18 protein-coding genes and 1 pseudogene are annotated in these 16,043 nt (G+C 60.3%); 9 read left to right on the top strand and 10 right to left on the bottom strand.

Annotation, left to right across the window (positions count from 1 at the left end):
* Positions 1-32: 32 nt before the first annotated feature.
* From AB4N44_RS16335 to sutA, 3 genes are all read left to right on the top strand, one after another.
* Positions 33-1,370 carry an ammonium transporter gene (locus tag AB4N44_RS16335; RefSeq protein WP_007920417.1) on the top strand — a complete coding sequence of 446 codons (1,338 nt, stop codon included), beginning with the start codon at positions 33-35 and terminating at the stop codon, positions 1,368-1,370.
* Positions 1,371-1,585: 215 nt separating this feature from the next.
* Positions 1,586-2,011, top strand: coding sequence for a secondary thiamine-phosphate synthase enzyme YjbQ (locus tag AB4N44_RS16330; RefSeq protein ID WP_007920418.1), 426 nt, complete (start codon positions 1,586-1,588; stop codon positions 2,009-2,011).
* 102 nt (positions 2,012-2,113) lie between these two features.
* On the top strand, positions 2,114-2,440 hold the full coding sequence (gene sutA, locus AB4N44_RS16325) for a transcriptional regulator SutA (RefSeq protein WP_007920420.1): 327 nt from the start codon (positions 2,114-2,116) through the stop codon (positions 2,438-2,440).
* Positions 2,441-2,632: 192 nt separating this feature from the next.
* On the opposite strand, the gene AB4N44_RS16320 is transcribed toward sutA, so the two are convergent.
* From AB4N44_RS16320 to lptM, 6 genes are read right to left on the bottom strand one after another with little or no spacing between them, the layout of a single operon-like run.
* The gene (locus AB4N44_RS16320) at positions 2,633-3,340 is read right to left on the bottom strand and encodes an HAD family hydrolase (protein ID WP_160042309.1); all 708 of its coding nucleotides are present in this window, start codon (positions 3,338-3,340) and stop codon (positions 2,633-2,635) included.
* A complete protein-coding gene (gene xerC / locus AB4N44_RS16315) occupies positions 3,337-4,236 on the bottom strand; it encodes a tyrosine recombinase XerC (RefSeq protein ID WP_160042307.1) in 900 nt (299 codons plus the stop codon). The genes AB4N44_RS16320 and xerC overlap by 4 nt, the downstream gene beginning before the upstream one ends.
* 2 nt (positions 4,237-4,238) lie before the next feature.
* The gene (locus AB4N44_RS16310) at positions 4,239-4,964 is read right to left on the bottom strand and encodes a DUF484 family protein (protein WP_127930209.1); all 726 of its coding nucleotides are present in this window, start codon (positions 4,962-4,964) and stop codon (positions 4,239-4,241) included.
* A gap of 13 nt (positions 4,965-4,977) precedes the next feature.
* Positions 4,978-5,808 (bottom strand): diaminopimelate epimerase, encoded by an 831-nt coding sequence (gene dapF, locus AB4N44_RS16305; RefSeq protein ID WP_008084573.1) that lies wholly within the window; start codon positions 5,806-5,808, stop codon positions 4,978-4,980.
* Positions 5,809-5,811: 3 nt separating this feature from the next.
* The gene (lysA, locus tag AB4N44_RS16300) at positions 5,812-7,059 is read right to left on the bottom strand and encodes a diaminopimelate decarboxylase (protein WP_064389521.1); all 1,248 of its coding nucleotides are present in this window, start codon (positions 7,057-7,059) and stop codon (positions 5,812-5,814) included.
* A 9-nt stretch (positions 7,060-7,068) separates the two neighbouring features.
* Positions 7,069-7,242, bottom strand: coding sequence for an LPS translocon maturation chaperone LptM (lptM, locus tag AB4N44_RS16295; RefSeq protein WP_007911098.1), 174 nt, complete (start codon positions 7,240-7,242; stop codon positions 7,069-7,071).
* A 329-nt stretch (positions 7,243-7,571) separates the two neighbouring features.
* Here lptM and cyaY point away from each other — a divergent pair, with 329 nt between their 5' ends.
* The 3 genes from cyaY (at position 7,572) to rnk (ending at position 8,698) form a co-directional block, all read left to right on the top strand.
* A complete protein-coding gene (gene cyaY / locus AB4N44_RS16290) occupies positions 7,572-7,904 on the top strand; it encodes an iron donor protein CyaY (protein WP_077575013.1) in 333 nt (110 codons plus the stop codon).
* Positions 7,905-7,908: 4 nt separating this feature from the next.
* Positions 7,909-8,130, top strand: coding sequence for a DUF1289 domain-containing protein (locus tag AB4N44_RS16285; protein WP_150776008.1), 222 nt, complete (start codon positions 7,909-7,911; stop codon positions 8,128-8,130).
* A 148-nt stretch (positions 8,131-8,278) separates the two neighbouring features.
* The gene (gene rnk / locus AB4N44_RS16280) at positions 8,279-8,698 is read left to right on the top strand and encodes a nucleoside diphosphate kinase regulator (protein WP_150776009.1); all 420 of its coding nucleotides are present in this window, start codon (positions 8,279-8,281) and stop codon (positions 8,696-8,698) included.
* A 6-nt stretch (positions 8,699-8,704) separates the two neighbouring features.
* Here rnk and AB4N44_RS16275 read toward each other — a convergent pair whose 3' ends face one another.
* From AB4N44_RS16275 to AB4N44_RS16265, 3 genes are all read right to left on the bottom strand, one after another.
* Positions 8,705-11,548 carry a class I adenylate cyclase gene (locus AB4N44_RS16275; protein WP_460108448.1) on the bottom strand — a complete coding sequence of 948 codons (2,844 nt, stop codon included), beginning with the start codon at positions 11,546-11,548 and terminating at the stop codon, positions 8,705-8,707.
* A gap of 183 nt (positions 11,549-11,731) precedes the next feature.
* Positions 11,732-11,977, bottom strand: coding sequence for a TIGR02647 family protein (locus AB4N44_RS16270; RefSeq protein WP_008084565.1), 246 nt, complete (start codon positions 11,975-11,977; stop codon positions 11,732-11,734).
* A 254-nt stretch (positions 11,978-12,231) separates the two neighbouring features.
* Positions 12,232-12,516 (bottom strand): hypothetical protein, encoded by a 285-nt coding sequence (locus AB4N44_RS16265; RefSeq protein WP_460108449.1) that lies wholly within the window; start codon positions 12,514-12,516, stop codon positions 12,232-12,234.
* 123 nt (positions 12,517-12,639) lie between these two features.
* Between AB4N44_RS16265 and AB4N44_RS16260 the strand changes: the two genes are divergently transcribed.
* On the top strand, positions 12,640-13,299 hold the full coding sequence (locus tag AB4N44_RS16260) for a glutathione S-transferase family protein (protein WP_150749826.1): 660 nt from the start codon (positions 12,640-12,642) through the stop codon (positions 13,297-13,299).
* A gap of 128 nt (positions 13,300-13,427) precedes the next feature.
* On the opposite strand, the gene argH is transcribed toward AB4N44_RS16260, so the two are convergent.
* Entirely contained in the window at positions 13,428-14,822 is a 1,395-nt protein-coding gene (gene argH / locus AB4N44_RS16255) for an argininosuccinate lyase (protein ID WP_007911110.1), read from the bottom strand.
* A 273-nt stretch (positions 14,823-15,095) separates the two neighbouring features.
* On the opposite strand from argH, the pseudogene AB4N44_RS16250 reads away from it, so the two are divergent.
* Positions 15,096-15,299 (top strand): annotated as a pseudogene (locus tag AB4N44_RS16250) (sensor histidine kinase); the annotation flags it as partial.
* A complete protein-coding gene (locus tag AB4N44_RS16245; RefSeq protein ID WP_127930203.1) occupies positions 15,296-16,042 on the top strand; it encodes a LytR/AlgR family response regulator transcription factor in 747 nt (248 codons plus the stop codon). The pseudogene AB4N44_RS16250 and the gene AB4N44_RS16245, both read left to right, overlap by 4 nt.
* Position 16,043: the final 1 nt, after the last annotated feature.

Genomic DNA, 16,043 nt, shown 5'->3' with positions numbered 1-16,043 from the left:
CCACAAACCCCAACGCCCCAGGAGAAAACAATATGACTCTGCGTAAATTCGCAGGGCTAGGAGCCCTGTTGTCCATCGTAATGCCAAGCCTTGCAATGGCGGCAGACGAAGTGGCGGCCCCAGTCCTTAATTCCGGCGACACTGCCTGGATGCTGACCTCGACGGCACTTGTGCTGTTCATGACCATCCCGGGCCTGGCGCTGTTCTACGGCGGCATGGTTCGCTCGAAAAACATTCTTTCCGTGATGATGCAGTGCTTCGCCATTACCGGTCTGATCAGCATCCTGTGGGTCATTTATGGCTACAGCATTGCGTTCGACACCACCGGCATGGAGCAGGGCGTCGTCAACTTCAACTCGTTCTTCGGCGGCATGGGCAAGGCGTTCCTCGCCGGTGTCACGCCTTCGAGCCTGACCGGCCCAGCGGCTCTGTTCCCTGAGGCGGTGTTCATCACCTTCCAGATGACCTTCGCGATCATCACTCCGGCGCTGATCGTCGGCGCGTTCGCCGAGCGGATGAAGTTCTCCGCGATGCTGATCTTCATGGGCATCTGGTTCACCCTGGTTTATGCACCGATCGCGCACATGGTCTGGTCCGGCAACGGCGGCCTGATGTGGGACTGGGGCGTGCTCGACTTCGCGGGCGGCACCGTGGTGCACATCAACGCCGGTGTCGCCGGTCTGATTGCCTGCCTGGTATTGGGCAAGCGCAAAGGCTTCCCGACCACCCCGATGGCCCCGCACAACCTCGGTTACACCCTGATGGGTGCGGCGATGCTGTGGGTCGGCTGGTTCGGCTTCAACGCCGGCTCCGCTGCAGCGGCCAACGGCACCGCCGGCATGGCGATGCTGGTCACTCAGATCGCTACCGCTGCCGCCGCACTGGGCTGGATGTTTGCCGAGTGGGTCACCCACGGCAAGCCAAGCGCGCTGGGCATCGCTTCGGGTGTGGTTGCCGGTCTGGTAGCGATCACTCCGGCAGCCGGCACCGTGGGCCCGATGGGCGCACTGGTGATTGGTCTGGCGGCGGGCGTGGTGTGCTTCTTCTGCGCCACCACCCTGAAACGCAAACTCGGTTATGACGATTCCCTGGACGCGTTCGGCGTGCACGGTATCGGCGGTATCCTCGGCGCGATCCTCACCGGCGTCTTCGCTGCGCCGGCGCTGGGTGGCTTCGGCACCGTGACCGATATCGGTGCGCAAGTGTGGATTCAGGTCAAAGGCGTGGGCTTCACGGTGATCTACACCGCGATCGTCACCTTCATCATCCTCAAGGTACTCGACGCTGTGATGGGTCTGCGTGTGACCGAAGAAGAAGAGTCGGTCGGCCTCGATCTGGCACAACACAACGAACGCGGCTACAACCTGTAAGTACGCGCATTAAAAAATTTGCCCGGTTCGCCGGGCATTTTTTTGTCCGGAATTTGTCATTCAGAGAGCAGCTGAAAGGATTTTTCGTACTGCTTTGGTCGTGTTTACGACGGGCGTTTTTCTGCGGCCAATGGCTTACATGATTGCAGGAATATTAGGGCCTTTGTTTTTTCCCAGAGCGCGCTAGAATGCGCCCCGAACGTGCGGAGAACTGTATGTGGCAACAGACTCTGATAACCCTGCGGGCACGGCCCCGGGGTTTTCATCTGGTAACGGACGAGTTACTCGCGGGGCTGCCTGAACTCAGGGAGTGCCGGGTCGGTCTGTTGCATTTGTGGCTGCAGCATACCTCGGCGTCGTTGACCATCAACGAGAACGCCGATCCGGCGGTACGTCGCGACTTCGAACGATTTTTCAATCGTCTGATCCCACAAGGAACAGACGGCTATGAGCATAACGACGAAGGCCTGGACGACCTCCCGGCGCACTTCAAGGCCAGCGTGCTTGGCTGCCAGATCAGTCTGCCGGTTTCGGCAGGTCGCCTGGCACTGGGGACCTGGCAAGGCGTTTATCTGGGCGAGCACCGTGATCATGGCGGTGCCCGAAAAGTCCTCGCCACCTTGCACGGTGAAGGGGCATAAACCGTTGGTCACCAATGGTTACTGATTTTTTAACGGCGACTTTCGACAGTTGCCAAAGCTGGTCTATAACTAATCTGCTTTTCGCAAGTCATGAGGTAGAACATGAGCGACGATGATCTGGAAAACGACGACCTCGAAGTAGGCGACGAAGACGAGGCCGAGGAAGGTCTGGAAGCAGCAGCGGAAGACGTTGCTGACGACGATGGTGGCGACGATACGCCGGCCCCGGCTGCCAAAGGCAAAGCCAAGGCTGCGGTGTCGGTAGACGAGTTGCCGAGCATTGAAGCCAAGAACAAGGAACGCGACGCCCTGGCCAAGGCCATGGAAGAGTTCCTGTCGCGTGGCGGCAAGGTTCAGGAAGTGGAGGCCAACGTGGTCGCCGATCCGCCGAAGAAGCCGGACAACAAGTACGGCAGCCGCCCTATCTGAGGCGTGCCGCTGGCTTGCTGAAAAAGCCCGCCGTCGCTGCGGGCTTTTTCATGGGTGAAATAAAGCAATCGAAGTGAACGCAATTCCCCTGTGGGAGCGAGCCTGCTCGCGAAAGCGGTGGGTCAGTCAACATCAGTATTGAATGACAGAATGCCTTCGCGAGCAGGCTCGCTCCCACAGGGGGGTAGTAGATCAGTTCGAGGGGGCATTCCAGCGTGCGAGTACTGCTGGCAGGTCGCTCAAGCTACGGATTTCGGCATCCGGTAGGCGATCCGCCTCCCAGACCTTACCCGCCGGGTTAAACCAGATCGCCCGCAATCCGGCCTGCTGTGCCCCGGCAATGTCATCGCCCGGATGATCACCTATGTGCACGGCGGTTTCGGCCGTGGCGCCACCGCGCTGCAACGCTTCGTGGAACAACCGCGCATCCGGTTTGGCGATGCCGATATCTTCCGCGCACAACGCAAACTTGAAGTAATCCGCCAACCCCAACCGCCGCACATCGGCATTGCCATTGGTGACCACGCCAAGCGCATAGTGATTGGCGAGAACCTCCAGCACTGGCTCGACTTCAGGGAACACTTCGATCTGATGCCGAGCATGCAGAAACACTTCAAAGCCCTTGTCTGCCAGATCGGATGCCTCGCCATGGGCGTACCCGGCGTCTTCCATCGCATGAAACAACACCCGCCGCCGAAGCGCACTGATGCGATGTTTCAACCCCGGCTCATTGGTCAACACCCGCTCACGAATCGCCCACAAATGTTCGACCGGCACGGCGCCCAGATTCGGCGCATGTTCGCTCAGCCATTCGCGCAATACCGCTTCGGCACTGACAATCACCGGGGCGGTGTCCCACAGGGTGTCGTCGAGGTCGAAGGTGATCAACTGGATGCTCATGAATCATCGCCTTTCATGCGTTTGGCCCGTGGGTGGGCGCTGTCGTAGACCGCCGCCAGGTGCTGGAAGTCCAGGTGGGTGTAGATCTGCGTGGTCTTGATATCTGAGTGGCCGAGCAGTTCCTGCACCGCGCGCAGGTCCTGCGAGGATTCGAGCAGGTGGCTGGCGAATGAGTGGCGCAGCATGTGCGGGTGCAGGTTTTGCCCCAGCTCGCGTTCGCCGGCCAGTTTGACCCGCACCTGAATTGCGCGCGGGCCGAGGCGCCGGCCTTGCTGGCTGACGAACACGGCATCGTCCGCCGGGTTGGTCATGGCCCGCAACGGCAGCCATTGTTCGATCGCTTCACGGGCCTTTTTGCCCACCGGCAACAGACGGGTTTTGCTGCCCTTGCCGAGCACCTGAACCATGCCATCGGCCAGATCCAGCTGATCAAGATTAAGCCCGGTCAGCTCTGACAAGCGCAGGCCGGAGGAGTAGAACAATTCAAGAATCGCCTGATCCCGACGTGCGAGAAAATCGTCCTCTACCGCACCTTCAAGCAGTTGCAGTGCACGGTCGGTATCGAGGGTTTTCGGCAGTCGGCGCTCGCCTTTCGGCGGTGCCAGACCCGTGGCCGGATCATGGTTGCAAAGACCTTCGCGATTCAGATAGTGATAGAGCCCGCGTACTGCCGAGAGCAATCGAGCGAGGCTGCGCGAGGATTGGCCCTGCGCATGCAGGCGGGCGATCAGGCTGCGCAGGCGCTGAATATCCAGTGCCGCCCAGCTGCCGATGTTCTGTTTGACGCACCAGCCAAGGACTTTGTCGAGGTCGCGGCGGTAGGCCGACAGCGTGTGCGGCGACACCTGTCGCTCACTGCGCAGGTGTTCGCAGTAAGCGTCCAGTTGCCGTTCCATGCTCAGCGTACCGAGCGCAGGGAGCTGTTGACCCGTGGCAGCACGCGGCCCATGACTTCGGCGATGTAGCTGAGGAACAGCGTACCGACCGAACTCTTGTAGTGCTGCGGATCACGGCTGGCGATCGCCAGAATCCCATGGATGCCTTGATGGCTGACCGCGACCACAGCGGTGGAGCCGATCTGCTTGCGCTGTTCTTCGCCGAAGAGGAAGTCCAGTTCATGCTCGCGCAGGCTACCGCTGACGCTTTTGCCTTCGGTGAGCAGGCCGCCGATGGCGACTTGGGCGTCAGCGTGGCTGACCCAACGGCCGACCGGCGCCGGGTTGTCACCGAGCAGGATCAGACTGACAAAAGGCACCTGAAAGTCCTGGCGCAGACTGTCTTCGACGCTGATCACCACGTCTTCAAGACTGGAGGCGTCCATCAGGGCGAGGATCAGGCGACGAGTCTTGTCGAACAGGCGATCGTTGTCGCGGGCGACGTCCATCAACTGCGAGAGGCGGTGGCGCATCTCGATGTTGCGGTCGCGCAGAATGGTCATCTGCCGCTCGACCAGCGAAACGGTATCACCACGCTGGTGAGGAATGCGCATCGCGGGCAGCAGTTCTTCGTGTTCGACGAAGAAATCCGGATGCGCCTCGAGGTATGCGGCAACCGCTGCCGCCTCCAGGCTCTCGGACGCTGATTCGTCGGACTGTCGGGCGGGTACCTGAGGCTTATCGGTCATGATTTCTGCTCACTCAAAGACGTACTTGTCCTTCGTATACACGCACTGCCGGACCGGTCATCAGTACCGGTTGGCCAGGGCCTGCCCATTCAATGGACAGACGCCCGCCGGGCAGGTCGATCAATAGCGGCGAATCCATCCACCCCTGGCTGATCGCAGCGACAGCCGCTGCACACGCGCCGGTACCGCAGGCCTGGGTTTCCCCGGCACCGCGTTCCCACACGCGCAATTGCGCGCGGTTACGGTCGATGACCTGGAGAAAACCGACGTTCACTCGCGCGGGGAAGCGCGGGTGATGTTCGATTTTCGGCCCCAGTTCATGCACCGGTGCGCTGTTGATGTCTTGCACGCGTAATACCGCGTGCGGGTTGCCCATCGACACGGCGGCCAGTTCGACGGTGGTGCCGTCGACTTCCAGCTGATAGCTGATGGCCTGCGCCGGCGCTTCGAACGGAATGTCCGCCGGCACCAGACGCGGAGCGCCCATGTTCACACCGATCTGGCCGTCGTTACGCACGTCCAGTTCGATGATGCCGCCCTTGGTCTCGACGCGGATCTGCCGCTTGGCGGTCAGACGCTTGTCGAGCACGAAGCGCGCAAAGCAGCGCGCGCCGTTGCCGCATTGCTCGACTTCCGAGCCATCGGAATTGAAGATCCGGTAACGGAAATCCACGTCCGGGTTGCTCGGCGCCTCGACGATCAGCAACTGGTCGAAACCGATACCGGTGTGCCGATCGCCCCATTGCTTGGCGTGTTTTGGCTGAATGTGCGCGTGCTGGCTGACCAGGTCGAGAACCATGAAGTCATTGCCCAAGCCGTGCATTTTAGTAAAACGCAGCAGCATGGGTTACTCCGGCAGCAGGCTTTCGCCGGCAAACAGCTCGGCCACGGTTTCGCGGCGGCGCACTTCAAAAACCTGATCACCGTCTACCAACACTTCAGCGGCACGGCCACGGGTGTTGTAGTTGGAGCTCATCACAAAGCCGTAGGCACCGGCCGAATGCACGGCCAGCAGATCGCCTTCGGCCAGGGCCAATTCGCGGTCCTTGGCGAGGAAGTCACCGGTTTCGCAGATCGGGCCAACGATGTCGTATTTGCGCGCAGCGGTGTCACGCGGTTTGACCGCCGTAACGTCCATCCACGCCTGATACAGCGCCGGGCGGATCAGGTCGTTCATCGCCGCGTCGACGATGGCGAAGTCTTTGTGCTCGGTGTGCTTCAGGTACTCGACCTGAGTCAGCAGCACGCCGGCGTTGGCAACGATGAAACGGCCTGGCTCGAACACCAGCGCCAGATCACGACCGTTCAGACGCTCGCGCACGGCTTTGATGTAGTCGGCAGCCAATGGCGGCTCTTCATCGCGATAACGCACGCCCAAACCACCACCGAGATCGATGTGGCGCAGGTGAATGCCGCAGTCGCCGAGGCGATCGACCAGATCCAGCAGGCGATCAAGTGCGTCGAGGAATGGCGGCAGCGTGGTCAGTTGCGAACCGATGTGGCAGTCAACGCCCACTACTTCCAGGTTTGGCAGATGCGCGGCACGCACGTACACGTCTTCGGCGTCGGCAATGGCGATGCCGAACTTGTTCTCTTTGAGACCGGTGGAAATGTACGGGTGGGTGCCAGCATCGACGTCCGGGTTCACACGCAGCGACACCGGTGCGCGAACACCCAGTTCGGCGGCAACCACTTGCAGGCGCTCGAGCTCGTCGGTGGACTCGACGTTGAAGCAGTGCACGCCGACTTCCAGCGCGCGACGCATGTCGTCACGGGTCTTGCCGACACCGGAGAAGACGATCTTGTCAGCGCTGCCGCCAGCGGCCAGTACGCGTTCCAGCTCGCCACGGGAAACGATGTCGAATCCGGCGCCCAGACGTGCCAGGACATTCAGCACGCCGAGGTTGGAGTTGGCTTTGACCGCAAAGCAGACCAGATGCGGCATGCCGGCCAGTGCATCGGCGTAAGCCAGATACTGGGCTTCGATGTGCGCGCGCGAGTAGACATAGGTGGGCGTGCCGAAGCGGTCGGCGATGGCGGACAGCGCCACACCTTCCGCGAACAACTCCCCGCCACGGTAGTTAAAAGCGTCCATGGCGATCCCTTATTGGTAAACGTCGTGCTTGTGTGCTTTGGACGGCTGCTTCTGCGAAGACTGGGCTTGTTCGGCCGGGTCCTGATCGTCATCCGGCAGGTACAGCGGGCCTTTTTGACCACAGGCCGAAACGAGGCAGGCGACCGCGACGAGCGCAGCAAGGGAAGAGATCAGGCGCTTCATGGCGAAATCCTTGAAAATGCGTTAATTGCGCCGGAGTATACCGGCCACCCGGCGGCTTGCCTATGCGAGGGGGTTCCCGTCCGGCGGGGCTTGCCTAAAGCTGCCCGAACCGCCGCAATCTCCTGTAGGAGTGAGCCTGCTCGTGATAGCGGAGTGTCAGATGCCTATATGCTGACTGACACACCGCTATCGCGAGCAGGCTCACTCCTACAAGGGTTTGGTGTCAGGAGTGGGGCAGGGTGCTTGGTCGTTAATCTTTGCAATCGGCCGGCAGCGTCCGTATCTTTCGGCGCTTGAGCCTGATCAGAACATTTTTTGAGGTTGCCGCAATGAGTTTGTCCGAAGCCCGTTTCCACGATCTGGTCGATGAAACCCAGGAAAAACTGGAAGACATCTTTGACGAGAGCGACCTGGATATCGATCTGGAAAGTTCGGCCGGTGTGCTGACCGTCAAGTTCGAAAACGGCTCGCAGCTGATCTTCAGCCGTCAGGAGCCGCTGCGTCAGCTGTGGCTGGCGGCGGTGTCCGGTGGTTTCCACTTCGACTACGACGAAGAGAGCGAGCGCTGGATGTGTGACAAGAGCGAAGAGCAATTGGGCGAAATGCTCGAGCGCATCGTCAAGCAGCAGGCCGGCGCTGAATTCGATTTCGAAGGTCTGTGATTCCGTGACTGAGACTGCTCCCGCCCGGCCTCCGAAGCCGCTCTACAGCAACATCAGCCCTGCGGTGCCTTCGCCGTGCAGTGGCGTGTGCCGGCTGGATGAGCAGAAGGTTTGCCTCGGCTGCTTCCGCCATGTCGAGGATATTCGCGAATGGCGCTCGGCGGACGATCAACGCCGCCGGGTCATCTGCGCCCAAGCCGCAGACCGCCGCAATTCCTCAATGTAGGGGCCGGCCGGGTGGGTGACTTGTATATTTTTTGAGCTGTGATAGTGTCCGAACACGCCTCAACCCATCGAGGCCTGGTGAAAACCCCGTCTTTTTTTGGCGGGGTTTTGCTTTTTTTGTGTGCAGAAGAAAGGAGTCTGCCCGGATCATGACCGCACCTTCCATCACCCTTACCCGTCTGGACGTGCAACGTCTGGAGCGCTTGATCGACAGCCTGAACGATAAAGACCAGGCCGCGCCGGGCGTGATTGCGCTGCAAACCGAGCTGGACCGTGCCGACTCCGTGGTCGGCCACGATGAAGTGCCCGCCGATGTCGTGACGATGAATTCCCGTGTGCATTGCCGCGAAGAAGGCAGTGGCAAGGACTATCACCTGACGCTGGTCTATCCCAAGGATGCCAACGCCGATGAAGGCAAGATTTCGATCCTGGCGCCAGTCGGCAGCGCGCTACTGGGCTTGAAGGTCGGTCAGCACATCGACTGGCCGGCACCGGGTGGCAAGACCCTCAAACTGACTTTGCTCGAAGTCGAATCGCAACCGGCCAACGGTGGCGCGTTTCCCGAGTAACCCGTCTCAGACCTGTTCGAGCGCTTCGTTCAGGGCGCGCTCCAGGTCAGCCTTGTAGCGCAGATACAAATTGCTTGAACTCTGCCCGTCACCGAGCAGGCCTGAAAGGTCGAGGTCGGTGATGTAGCAGCGATAGCGTTCGCTGTCGCGGCGCTGCTCGACGATTTCCCGGGCGACCACGCTGAACAGCTGGTCGCCATGTTCCAGCTCACTGAATTCCCGTTGATTGCAATACAGGGTGACCTGCACTTCGCCCGGTGCGGCTTTGCCGACGATCGCCTGCACGTCGTAGAACGGCTTGTTCACGGGTGTCTGCGGTGCCGGCCGCGCTTCGACCCGGCGCGCGCGTTGCGGGCCCGATGGCAATAACTGGTAATACAAAGTTTCGAGGCGGACATCCGGGCCGGCGTCCATCGGGAGCACGGCTTCGCGGCGGAACAGGATCGATTGCAGGAAGCGCTGCAACGGCACCAGCAGGCTCTGCTCGTCGTGGTAAGGCAAATGTTGTTGCCACAGCGCATTGAACTCATCCAGCACGTACAGCTCGGCCTGTTGCTCGGTGATCCGATAGAACACCTGAATACATTCCGGCTGGCCCATCGGCAGGATCAGTGCGAGGTCGTGATCCTCCAGCGCCATCGGATCCAGATGCAGCGGGCTGTAGCGCGGCTGCTCTTCACCGAGGTAGTCGAGCAGGGCCGGAAGGGTGGCGAGGGCGACGTGGTTGACCTGGCCCGGCACCAATTCCAGCACGTGATAGTGCTGCTGCACCTGGATCAGGTAGCGGTGATTCAAATCGCTGAGCAGCAGATTCTGCGCAGTGTCGATGATTTCCTCGACGCGGCGGGCGATGAATTGCGCGCGGTTGTGGCAGAAACAGCGCACCTTTAGCGTCGGCTGCAATGGTCCGCGCGGCAGATTATTAAGGTAATCGCGCAGGCAATCGAGCAAGGCATGCGGCCCGTCAAAGCGGTTGACCAGCACTTCGTTCCAACTGTTGAGCGTGACCTGATCCAGCGTCAGCACGAGGTTCTCGCGCACGCCGGCGTAACTCAGCGAGTCGGTGCGTTCGGTGGTCATCAGGATGTTCAGGTCGCGGTGATGTTTGAGCGGATCAATACCGACGTTGACCAGAATCAGCACTTCGCTTGGCACAGCGGCACGTAGCAGCGGCTCCTCGGCGACTGTAGGCAAGGGCAGGGCGATGCACTGTTGCAGGCTGCCGAGCAGGTTGAACAGCTCGAACTCGCTCAGGTCGCTGGTGCCTGGATGCAAAGCCAGGCGGGTGCTGCTGTCGATCACGCCGTTGCGGTGGCACCAGGTCAGCAATTCAAGCAATTCGCGGCTGCGCTTGATCGGCGCGAAGTGTTCCCACTCCAGCGCCGTGAGGCTGCCGTTATACAGGCCCCACTGGGTTTGCCCGGGCTCCTTTTTATTGCGCGACTGCACCAGCGTCAGGGTGTCTTCGGCCAGATCCGGGGCGATGCCGGGGTTGATGAACTCGACCTTGTCGGCCTTGCGCTCGAAGGCTGCGTAGAGCCGGCGGCCGAGCACATTGAGATCACGCTTGTTGATCAGGCTGACGGTCTGCTCGGTGCGGGCGAACTGGGTCAGGAAGCGATAGCTGTAGTTCAGCTCATTGACCAGCGCGCGGCGTTCGGCGCTGACCTGGCGGACTTTCCACTGGCTGCGGCTGTCGAGCAGTGTCAGTTGCCGCTGATCCCAATGCCATTCGCTGGCCAGCCGTTCCAGCAGCGAGCGCTGCCAGCTCTGGGTGCGGCTGTTGCCGGTGAGCTTGCGGTTGACCTTCAGGTACAGCGCGCGGCGCACCAGTTCCAGACGTTCCGGTTCGTTGCGCGCAGTGAGGTACTCCTCGATGCGCCGGTACACGACCATGTACGGATCCAGCTCATCGAGATCGAGCTGATTGGCGAACACGGCTTTCTTGAAACGCAGGCTCAGGCACCGCACCTGCGGGTGTTCGCTGGCGTAAACCTCGGTCAGCAGCAGTTTGAGTACCGATTTGTACGGTGACTCAATGCCCTTGAACAGTTGCCACAATCCGGCGCCGATGAACTCTCCCGGTGGAATCGTCGCCAGATGGCCGAGATCCAGGGTTTCGTCTGCGCGGATAAAGCGCTTCGACAGCAGGGTATGGGTGTAAAGGTCGTAGGCGGTTTCTTCGTAAACCGGCACCAGCCACCAGATCGGTGTACGTCCGGCCAGCCAGATTGCGGTGCGATAAAACTCGTCGAGCAGCAGATAGTGCTGAGTGCTGCCGCAGTTTTCCGAGCTGAGTTGAGTGTCGCGTTCGCCTTTGACGAAACGCTCCGGGTCGATCAGGAAAAAATGCGCTTCGGCGCCCTGACTCGCCGCCCAGGCTTCCAGCAGCTGACATTTCTTGCTCAGTTCGGCGAGCTCACTTTCGCTCAGATCCGGCGCGTGGCAGACCCACACGTCCATGTCGCTCTGATCGGCCTGGGCCAGCGTGCCGAGACTGCCCATCAGAAACAGGCCATGAATCGGTCGCGGTGGATTGCTGCCGTGGCGCGGTTTGTAGGAGAACGAGCGGGTCAGGCGTTGGGCTTCAGCGAGTGTATCGGCGTCCGGTTCGTAATTGGATACCCCGGCCGGCGTACTGCTCGAGACATAACCCGGCAGCAGCGGGTGATTGACGTGGAAAAACAGCGGAAGCAGTGTCAGTACGCCTTGTTGGCGTGTCGACAAGCCTTCCAGTGCGCGACCTAAGCGCCCTTCATTGAGTTTGAGAAAGCGCGCACGCAGCTGGCTGAGTACCTTGCGGTCGATGCCTTCGTCCAGGTCGGGGCGGATTTCGTGGGTGCGCGTCATGTCAGCTCAAACCGGCTCGCAAGCTCGGACGAAGAGGGTCTCGGAATGGGAGGCAGTTTAGCCTTTGCGCAGCGGGACTTTTAAGCTGAATTTGTTTTTTGACGTCAGATTTCTATCGCGGACGACCGGGCAGGCCCGCGGAAATCCCGTGGCAGGAGTTCCCGTGGGCGAAGTCGGGGAGAATCAGGCGGTTTCTTGCTCTCTCAGAATGGTCAGCACGGTTTGCACATTTTGTGCGGCATCGCGACCGAGGCTGGTCAGATAACCGCCATCAGGCTGATCCGTCAGGTCTTTTTCAAAGAGGCGTTTGGCGGCAGAAATATGTTTCGGGGCAGCGGTCTGATGAATTTTCAAACCTTCCTGGGAACTGTCCAGGGGAAAGAGTGCGAGGACTTCCAGTTCGGCAACCAACTCAGGGGTAAGCGACATAAGGACTCCAGACTTTCTAGGAATTGGACGACAGCGTCCCTAAGGTGAACCCGCTTTTGCGGCATGTCCAGTGCTCAGATCAGGGATTTTGTCTTGAGGCGAATTCCAGTGTAGTCGGGGCCGGGGAGTTGGCTGGATGGATACGTTACAAACATTGTAGGAGTGAGCCTGCTCGCGATAGCGGAGTGCCTGTCAGCATATTCTTCACTGACAGAACGCTATCGCGAGCAGGCTCACTCCTACAGGATCGGGGCTTACTGCTTTTCGGGTGGCAGCTCTGGCAATCCACGCAGCGCCGCTTCGTACCATTCGGTATCAAATGCACGGTCTTCATCGAGCATCGCGTCAATCTCGTAAGCCAGCACATGCGCCATCATATTGAGGATCTCTTCGCGCGGAGTGCCCACCAGGGTCAACTTGTTGAAGGTCGCTCTCGCCGCTGGCGGGTTGTCGCTTTCGATCTGGTTCTCGATGGCTTCGATCAACGTAGCCTCGGTGAACTCTTCTTCGTCGTTGTCGATGTCTGTCGGCTCGCTCATGGCAGGCTCCTCATGGAAAGGCGCCAGTTTACCCGCATTCAGCGGGGTGATGCTGCTGGCGCGATTCGCCTGCACGATCTATAAACAGGCCCTGCCCACCCCGCACGGCCTGGAGGCTATGTGATGTTCAAGCTCTACGGATTCTCAGTCAGCAACTACTACAACATGGTCAAACTGGCGCTGCTGGAAAAAGGCCTGCCGTTCGAAGAGGTCACGTTCTATCCGGCGCAGACACCGGAATCTCTGGCCATCAGCCCGCGCGGCAAGGTCCCGGTGCTCGGCGTAGACGCCGGTTTCATCAACGAAACCGCGATCATCCTCGAATACCTCGAGCAAACCCAGAAAGGCACGCCGCTGCTGCCGAGCGATCCGTTCGAGCGCGCGCAGGTGTTGGCGATTGCCAAGGAAATCGAGCTGTACATCGAACTGCCGGGACGCGCCTGCTATGGCGAAGCGTTCTTCGGCATGACCCTGCCGGAGGCAATCAAGGAAAAAACCAAAACCGAATTGCTGCTGGGTTTTGCGGCGCTGGGCCGGCATGGCAAATTCGCCCCGTACGTGGCGGGCGACAGTTTGAGTATTGCCGATTTGTACTTCCTTTACAGCGTGCCGCTGGCCTGTGCGGTCGGGCAGAAGCTGTTCGGGATCGATTTACTGGCGGAGATGCCGCAGGCGAAGGCGTTGCTGGAGCGGCTTGAGCAGAATCCGCATGTGCAGAGGATAGCGGCGGACAAAGAAGCGGCGATGCCTGCGTTTTTAGCGATGATTGCTGCGAAGAAGTGATTTTTCTGCTGTTCTGAAGATCGCATTCGCGAGCAGGCTCGCTCCCACAGGGGATTTTTGTCGGCCACAAATTCTGTGTTCAACAAAAATCCAACTGTGGGAGCGAGCCTGCTCGCGAAGCTTTTGCTTTAGCGGCTGGCGATCAGGGCCTGACCGCGCACCACAGCTGCCTTGACCTGCGCCGGCGCAGTGCCGCCGATATGGTCGCGGGCATTCACCGAGCCTTCCAGGGTCAGCACGGCAAACACGTCCTGTTCGATCTGATCACTGAACTGGCGCAGTTCTTCCAGGCTCATCTCGGCCAGATCCTTGCCAGTGTCCACACCGTATTTCACCGCGTGGCCAACGATTTCGTGGCAATCACGGAACGGCAGACCACGGCGCACCAGATAATCCGCCAGGTCGGTCGCGGTGGAGAAACCGCGCAGCGCCGCTTCACGCATGATCGCGTGCTTCGGTTTGATCGCCGGGATCATGTCGGCAAAGGCGCGCAGCGAGTCGCGCAGGGTGTCGGCGGCGTCGAACAGCGGCTCTTTGTCTTCCTGGTTGTCCTTGTTGTAGGCCAGCGGTTGGCCTTTCATCAAGGTCAGCAGGCCCATCAGTGCGCCGAATACACGGCCGGTCTTGCCACGCACCAGCTCTGGCACGTCAGGGTTTTTCTTTTGCGGCATGATCGAGCTGCCGGTGCAGAAACGATCCGGCAGATCGATGAACTGGAATTGCGCGCTGGTCCACAGCACCAGCTCTTCGGAGAAGCGCGACAAGTGCATCATCGCGATGCTCGCGGCCGAGCAGAATTCGATGGCGAAGTCACGATCGGACACGTTATCCAGCGAGTTGCCGCCGACGGCGTCGAAACCCAGCAGTTGCGCGGTGTATTCACGGTCGATCGGGTAGGTGGTGCCGGCCAGCGCGGCGCTGCCCAGCGGCATGCGGTTGGTGCGCTTGCGGCAGTCGACCAGACGCTCGTAGTCGCGGCTGAGCATTTCGAACCAGGCCAGCATGTGATGACCGAAAGTCACTGGCTGCGCGGTTTGCAGGTGGGTGAAGCCCGGCATGATGCTCGCGGCTTCGCGCTCGGCTTGTTCCAGCAGGCCTTTTTGCAGGCGGGTGATTTCAGCGAGGATCAGGTCGATCTCGTCACGCAGCCACAGGCGGATGTCGGTGGCGACCTGGTCGTTGCGGCTGCGCCCGGTGTGCAGCTTTTTGCCGGTGACGCCAATGCGATCGGTCAGGCGTGCTTCGATGTTCATGTGCACGTCTTCGAGGTCGATGCGCCAGTCGAACTGGCCGGCCTCGATTTCGCCCTGAATGGTCTTCAGGCCATCGATGATGCTGTCGCGCTCGGCATCGGTCAGCACGCCGACCTTGGCCAGCATGGTGGCGTGGGCGATCGAGCCCATGATGTCGTGGCGATACAGGCGCTGGTCGAAAGTGACGGAGGCGGTGAAGCGGGCGACGAAGGCGTCGACGGGTTCACTGAAGCGGCCGCCCCAGGACTGATTGGTCTTGTCAGTGCTCATGAATTCGCTCGTATCGGCTTGAAGAAAAAAGGCGTGAAACGCTGGCGCGGATAATAACAGGGTTGCCCAGACTGTCGCTGACACCGGTCGATACGTTTTTTTCTCATCGGCTCAGTCATAGTCGGCGCTGGCCCTGGCGGATTTGCGCAAGGATATTTTTCGATTGAGCAATATCGGCCCGACGAGCGTCTACAGTAGGACATAAGGGTCGGCGCGGCTGCGGATCGCACAAAGGTCTGACCGCCGACTATAAGAAGAGGGGGGTGGGTGTAATTGTCCTTCGGCAATCCCCGTGAGAAACGCAGGAAACAGCGGGCTTCGAGCAGTACGACCCGGACACTGGCAAATATTGCTGGCCGACGTACGGCACTTTTTGGCGCTCGGGCTAGTCTTAGCGTGGATCGCGGTGACGGACGTCACTTCACCTGTCTACGCTATCCTTGTGCGAGACTCACGCAGGAATCCAGCGCAATATGAATGTCCTGATCGTTGATGACGAACCACTGGCTCGCGAGCGCCTCAGCCGAATGGTGAGCGAGCTCGAGGGTTATACAGTTCTGGAGCCCAGCGCCACCAATGGCGAAGAGGCGTTGGTACTGATCGACAGCCACAAGCCGGATATCGTACTGCTCGATATCCGCATGCCGGGCCTCGATGGCCTGCAAGTCGCTGCCCGTCTGTGCGAACGCGAAACGCCGCCGGCCGTGGTGTTTTGCACCAGCCCCGATGAATTTGCCGTGGAAGCCCTGCAGGCCAGCGCCGTGGGCTATGTGGTGAAACCCGTGCGAACCGAACATCTGCATGACGCCCTGAAACGGGCTGAACGTCCCAATCGGGCGCAACTCTCGGCCCTGACCCGTCCTGCTGCCGAAAGCGGCACCGGCCCGCGCAGCCACATCAGCGCCCGCACCCGCAAAGGCATCGAACTGATCCCGCTGGATCAGGTGGTCTACTTCATCGCTGACCACAAATACGTGACCCTGCGTCACGAAGCCGGCGAGGTGCTGCTGGACGAACCGCTCAAAGCCCTTGAAGACGAATTCGGCGAGCGCTTCGTGCGTATCCACCGCAACGCGCTGGTCGCCCGTGACCGCATCGAACGACTGCAACGCACACCACTGGGACATTTTCAGCTGTTCCTCAAAGGTCTCAATGGTGATGCGCTGATTGTCAGCCGTCGGCATGTGGCCGGTGTGCGCAAGATGATGCAGGGGCTGTAGC

It is taken from the genome of Pseudomonas sp. S3_C06 (assembly GCF_054667675.1).
This window is presented reverse-complemented; position numbering and strand designations above follow the sequence as displayed.

Coding starts and splice junctions, on each gene's coding strand:
- AB4N44_RS16275 (WP_460108448.1), bottom strand. CDS start 11,548: ATGACGCGCACCCACGAAATCCGCCCCGACCTGGACGAAGGCATCGAC.
- rnk (WP_150776009.1), top strand. CDS start 8,279: ATGACCGCACCTTCCATCACCCTTACCCGTCTGGACGTGCAACGTCTG.
- AB4N44_RS16265 (WP_460108449.1), bottom strand. CDS start 12,516: ATGAGCGAGCCGACAGACATCGACAACGACGAAGAAGAGTTCACCGAG.
- sutA (WP_007920420.1), top strand. CDS start 2,114: ATGAGCGACGATGATCTGGAAAACGACGACCTCGAAGTAGGCGACGAA.
- lysA (WP_064389521.1), bottom strand. CDS start 7,059: ATGGACGCTTTTAACTACCGTGGCGGGGAGTTGTTCGCGGAAGGTGTG.
- AB4N44_RS16335 (WP_007920417.1), top strand. CDS start 33: ATGACTCTGCGTAAATTCGCAGGGCTAGGAGCCCTGTTGTCCATCGTA.
- AB4N44_RS16260 (WP_150749826.1), top strand. CDS start 12,640: ATGTTCAAGCTCTACGGATTCTCAGTCAGCAACTACTACAACATGGTC.
- argH (WP_007911110.1), bottom strand. CDS start 14,822: ATGAGCACTGACAAGACCAATCAGTCCTGGGGCGGCCGCTTCAGTGAA.
- xerC (WP_160042307.1), bottom strand. CDS start 4,236: ATGGAACGGCAACTGGACGCTTACTGCGAACACCTGCGCAGTGAGCGA.
- dapF (WP_008084573.1), bottom strand. CDS start 5,808: ATGCTGCTGCGTTTTACTAAAATGCACGGCTTGGGCAATGACTTCATG.
- AB4N44_RS16245 (WP_127930203.1), top strand. CDS start 15,296: ATGAATGTCCTGATCGTTGATGACGAACCACTGGCTCGCGAGCGCCTC.
- AB4N44_RS16330 (WP_007920418.1), top strand. CDS start 1,586: ATGTGGCAACAGACTCTGATAACCCTGCGGGCACGGCCCCGGGGTTTT.
- lptM (WP_007911098.1), bottom strand. CDS start 7,242: ATGAAGCGCCTGATCTCTTCCCTTGCTGCGCTCGTCGCGGTCGCCTGC.
- AB4N44_RS16270 (WP_008084565.1), bottom strand. CDS start 11,977: ATGTCGCTTACCCCTGAGTTGGTTGCCGAACTGGAAGTCCTCGCACTC.
- AB4N44_RS16310 (WP_127930209.1), bottom strand. CDS start 4,964: ATGACCGATAAGCCTCAGGTACCCGCCCGACAGTCCGACGAATCAGCG.
- cyaY (WP_077575013.1), top strand. CDS start 7,572: ATGAGTTTGTCCGAAGCCCGTTTCCACGATCTGGTCGATGAAACCCAG.
- AB4N44_RS16320 (WP_160042309.1), bottom strand. CDS start 3,340: ATGAGCATCCAGTTGATCACCTTCGACCTCGACGACACCCTGTGGGAC.